The sequence below is a fragment of the Wolbachia endosymbiont of Madathamugadia hiepei genome (assembly GCF_013366855.1).
Taxonomy (GTDB): Bacteria; Pseudomonadota; Alphaproteobacteria; order Rickettsiales; family Anaplasmataceae; genus Wolbachia.
The window spans coordinates 1-3,913 of record NZ_WQMP01000096.1 but is presented as its reverse complement, the minus strand read 5'-3'; the positions used below and the strand labels follow the sequence as shown (position 1 = coordinate 3,913).

Here is a 3,913-nt window from a genome sequence, read left to right as displayed (position 1 = left end):
AAATTCATTTGACTTAAACTGCTTATTGTATAAAATTGTAAATAACGTATGAATAAAGGTTAACATGGCAGTTAAAATAAGGTTGGCAAGGTTTGGTAAAAAGAAACGCCCTTTTTACAGGATAGTCGTAGCTAATTCGCTGGCACCAAGAGATGGACGTTTTATTGAGAGAATAGGGCAGTATGACCCGATGCTACCAAAAGACAACAAAAATCGTGTTGTGGTAAAAGTTGATAGATTAGAACATTGGTTAAATGTGGGTGCACAACCAACCAAGAGAGTGCTATGGTTCATTGAAAAAGGCATGATCACTTTAGAAACAAAAAAGAAGAAGAGAGAAGCAAAAAAAACAGAGGGAAAGAAAGTAGCAACACAGAAAGTGAAAGAACAAGAGGCATAAGTCTCTTTAATGTTGAACACTGGTTTAATAAATAACGGTAAATTAGATGATATTATATCTTCTGATTTATCAGCTATGAAAGATTTTATCTTCAGAAACGTTGATGATGAAAACATCAAACTTGCTGCTGATATTATATCTTATCTTGTTGGGTCAGGTGGAAAAAAAATAAGGCCTAAATTCGTCTTCATCTTATGCAAAATGCTGAACTACTCTGGGGAGGACAGAGTTAGAGTTGCTGCATCGGTAGAACTTATACACAATGCTACTTTACTTCACGATGACGTGCTCGATGAAAGTGAAGTACGCCATGGAGTTAAAACAGCAAATAAAATCTGGGGAAATAAATCGAGCATTTTAATTGGCGACCTATTATTGACTCTAGCATTTAGATGGCTTATAGAATGTGAAAATTTAAATGTTCTCTCTATTTTATCTAGAGCGTCACATTTGCTGGTAAAAGGTGAAATAAAACAGATGACGACATGCTTTAACCCTCACACTACTCGGAAAAATTATTTCGATATGATTGGAGAAAAAACAGCGTCTTTATTTTCTGCGTGTTGTGAAGCTGCATCTGTGATATCTGGTGCCACAAGTAATGAAACAGAAAGGCTAAAGAATTTTGGTTTTAATTTTGGCATGGCATTCCAAATCATTGATGACATGCTCGATTATACTGCTGATCAAAGCACTTCTGGAAAGCAAGTTGGAAAAGACTTTTTTGAGGGCAAAGTAACTTTACCTGCTATTATAGCATACGGAAAAGGCAGCCTAGCAGAACAACAATTTTGGGAAAAATGTTTTTCTTCGGCTGAGCGCAATTTTGACCAGGCGCTGCACTATATTAGTCACCACAATGCCATCGAGCTTTCTATAAAAAATGCAAGGCACTATATTAACATGGCGCTAAATGATATTAGCACTTTTTCTGATTCTCCTTATAAAACTGCTTTGATTGACTTTTTGAATACAAGTATAGAAAGACAAGTTTAGCTAGTTCTTGATATTTTCAGATTAGTTGCTATATATTTATTAGGTTCTTAAGGTTAATGATATGTCAGATAGTAGCAAAGAAAGAAAGAAGAAGTTTACCGATATGGTAAATAAACAAAAAAGCGAAGACCAACAAGATAGTAGCAAACACACTGATGATTTTGACGAAAATCTCAACGTGTTGAAAGAGCGTGCAGCTCAACTTGAAGCTCATTTACGTCGTGCTGTTGCAGGTAATGAAAACGTCAAACGTATAATGCAAAAGCAAATCAGCGATGCAAGTGATTATGCAGTTACACAATTTGCACGTGATATGATCGACTCGTGCGACAATTTAAAAAGAGTGATGGAAAATTTAAAAGATGGCGATCCTGTTCATGAAGGAATCAAAGTAGCTCATCAAAAAATTATGAATGATCTGAAAAAACACGGGATAGAAGAAATAGACCCAATGGGAGAGCCTTTTAATAGTAATTTACACCAAGCCGTTGTGGAAAGAGAGAACAATGAAAAAGAAGTTGGTACTATCGTGGAAGTCTTACAAACCGGTTATACTATCAAAAGTAGGTTGCTTCGTCCTGCAATGGTTGTCATTTCCAAGAAATCTGATGAAAATGCATAAATATCAAAGGTTGGACTTTCCTTATAACTATTATTTAAGTAGAAAATCAATAGCTCAGTTTAGTGTCATTCCAGCGCGTGACGCTGGAATCGAGAAAAAGAAAATGGATGTCGGAGCACGCAACTGTGCGAACACTTGTTCCAAAAACAGTGTGTTAAATGTTATAGCGGATTTTTCCTCAAACACAAAGGGGTCATTCCAGTGCTTGACACTGGAATCCAGTCCGCACGTAATCACATTAAAAACGTTGTGTCTTAACATAAAACAGCTATTTTTATGCTCATCAACTTAGTAAAATTCCTGGATCCCAGTGTCAGCTACTTGGATGACACCCTCAGGCTCAAAATCACAATGTTCGTACGGTTGTGTGTCGGGGCACTAGAATGACATCTGGTTGTTATAATAACGAAGAGGAGAAACGCATCACAGAATACTCGAGTGCGTTTGAAAAGCAGAGCAAAACTACCATTGGAAATCAAGCTTTGAAAGATTCCATTGTCTTTTCAGGCATTCAGCCAAGTGGCATATTGCACTTAGGTAATTATCTTGGTGCAATTAAGCAGTGGGTAGACTTACAGAATAAATATGAGTCTCTTTCCTGTATTGTTGACTTGCATGCAATCACAGCCAATAAACTCGCTGCAAGTGAATTAAAGAGCAATATTCTTAAAACAGCAGCAGCTTACATTGCGTGCGGAATAGATCCAGAAAAGTCCATTATTTTTAATCAATCCACAGTTAGCGGTCATGCAGAACTCGGTTGGCTACTTGGGTGCTATACACCAGTTGGTTGGCTCAGTCGCATGACTCAATTCAAAGATAAAGCCGGTAGCGATAAACAAAGAGCCTCTCTTGGATTATATAGTTACCCAGTGCTTATGGCTGCAGATATACTGCTATATAAAACTAAATATGTTCCTGTTGGTGATGATCAAAAGCAGCATTTGGAGCTCACACGGGATGTCGCACTCACTTTCAACAATCACTATAAACTAAATTATTTCGTTGTACCTGAAATCCTAGTTTTGGACCACGCATCAAGAATAATGAGCTTAAGAGATGGCACAAGCAAAATGAGTAAATCTGATCCTTCAGAACACTCACGCATTAGTCTTGACGACACAGATGATTTCATTGCTAAAAAAATAGAAAAAGCGAAGACAGACTCAATGCTAGGCTTTGATTTTCCTACTTTAAAGTGCCGTCCGGAAGTAAGTAACTTGATAAACATTTATTCAGTGCTGAGTAGCTTGGATGTAGAAAGAGTATGCGAAGAGATGAATAAGCACGATATGAGGCACTTTAAAAAAGAGTTGGCTGATTTAATTATCAGTGTTTTATCACCTGTACGTGAGAAAATGAGAGACCTCTTAAAGGACCAGTCCCATTTACATGAAATGTTAAAGAAAGGTACAGAAAAAGCAGCAGAGATTGCAAACCACAACATAAAAGAAATAAAGGATATTATAGGGTTTATTCAATAGATTACAGCTATTTCTTCCCATGACTTTCAAATTGTGCAGCTATTTCCTTTACGCTAACATGCGTGAGAAGGGGCTTTTTACTAGCTGGAGGCTTGGGTCGGACTTTGCTGTTATGGGGTTCATTTCAGATCTTTCATTTCCCGCCAGAAATGAGTGAGATTGGGAAGCAGCTTTTGGTGAGTCTTTCTTCACACCGATATCTGCTTGTGCTACTGGAGTGGTTTTGCTTGCAGCAGCTTGATCTTGCTCAATTTTTTCTACCATTGACTTTACTCTGCCGTCCTTCTTGCTATTTACTTCTTCTTTCATAGCAACCACTTAAAACGCTAACTATGGATTAGAAAGAGAGTAGAGAGAGAAATAAGGTAAACTCCAGTATTTTAGCAACAATAGGAGGTTACCCAATGCATA

6 protein-coding genes are annotated in these 3,913 nt (G+C 37.4%); 5 read left to right on the top strand and 1 reads right to left on the bottom strand.

What is annotated here, in order from left to right; translation table 11 throughout:
• The first annotated feature begins 64 nt into the window (after positions 1-64).
• The 5 genes from rpsP to trpS all read left to right on the top strand — a co-directional run bounded on the left by rpsP (position 65) and on the right by trpS (position 3,502).
• Positions 65-400 (top strand): 30S ribosomal protein S16, encoded by a 336-nt coding sequence (gene rpsP, locus GO685_RS03915; RefSeq protein WP_175937656.1) that lies wholly within the window; start codon positions 65-67, stop codon positions 398-400.
• A 9-nt stretch (positions 401-409) separates the two neighbouring features.
• Positions 410-1,396, top strand: a complete 987-nt coding sequence (locus GO685_RS03910; RefSeq protein WP_175937655.1) for a polyprenyl synthetase family protein — start codon at positions 410-412, stop codon at positions 1,394-1,396.
• 61 nt (positions 1,397-1,457) lie between these two features.
• On the top strand, positions 1,458-2,018 hold the full coding sequence (locus tag GO685_RS03905) for a nucleotide exchange factor GrpE (protein WP_175937654.1): 561 nt from the start codon (positions 1,458-1,460) through the stop codon (positions 2,016-2,018).
• On the top strand, positions 2,011-2,310 hold the full coding sequence (locus GO685_RS03900) for a hypothetical protein (protein WP_175937653.1): 300 nt from the start codon (positions 2,011-2,013) through the stop codon (positions 2,308-2,310). Before GO685_RS03905 ends, GO685_RS03900 begins: the two co-directional genes overlap by 8 nt.
• A gap of 91 nt (positions 2,311-2,401) precedes the next feature.
• Complete coding sequence (gene trpS / locus GO685_RS03895) at positions 2,402-3,502, top strand: tryptophan--tRNA ligase (RefSeq protein ID WP_175937652.1); 1,101 nt, start codon at positions 2,402-2,404, stop codon at positions 3,500-3,502.
• Positions 3,503-3,550: 48 nt separating this feature from the next.
• On the opposite strand, the gene GO685_RS03890 is transcribed toward trpS, so the two are convergent.
• Positions 3,551-3,811: a hypothetical protein gene (locus GO685_RS03890; RefSeq protein ID WP_246226421.1), complete on the bottom strand. Its 261-nt coding sequence runs from the start codon at positions 3,809-3,811 to the stop codon at positions 3,551-3,553.
• Between the last annotated feature and the right edge of the window lie 102 nt (positions 3,812-3,913).

Bases quoted from the DNA above. Each gene is read 5' to 3' on its own strand.
- rpsP (WP_175937656.1), top strand. From the start codon at position 65: ATGGCAGTTAAAATAAGGTTGGCAAGGTTTGGTAAAAAGAAACGCCCT.
- GO685_RS03910 (WP_175937655.1), top strand. From the start codon at position 410: ATGTTGAACACTGGTTTAATAAATAACGGTAAATTAGATGATATTATA.
- GO685_RS03905 (WP_175937654.1), top strand. From the start codon at position 1,458: ATGTCAGATAGTAGCAAAGAAAGAAAGAAGAAGTTTACCGATATGGTA.
- GO685_RS03900 (WP_175937653.1), top strand. From the start codon at position 2,011: ATGCATAAATATCAAAGGTTGGACTTTCCTTATAACTATTATTTAAGT.
- trpS (WP_175937652.1), top strand. From the start codon at position 2,402: ATGACATCTGGTTGTTATAATAACGAAGAGGAGAAACGCATCACAGAA.
- GO685_RS03890 (WP_246226421.1), bottom strand. From the start codon at position 3,811: ATGAAAGAAGAAGTAAATAGCAAGAAGGACGGCAGAGTAAAGTCAATG.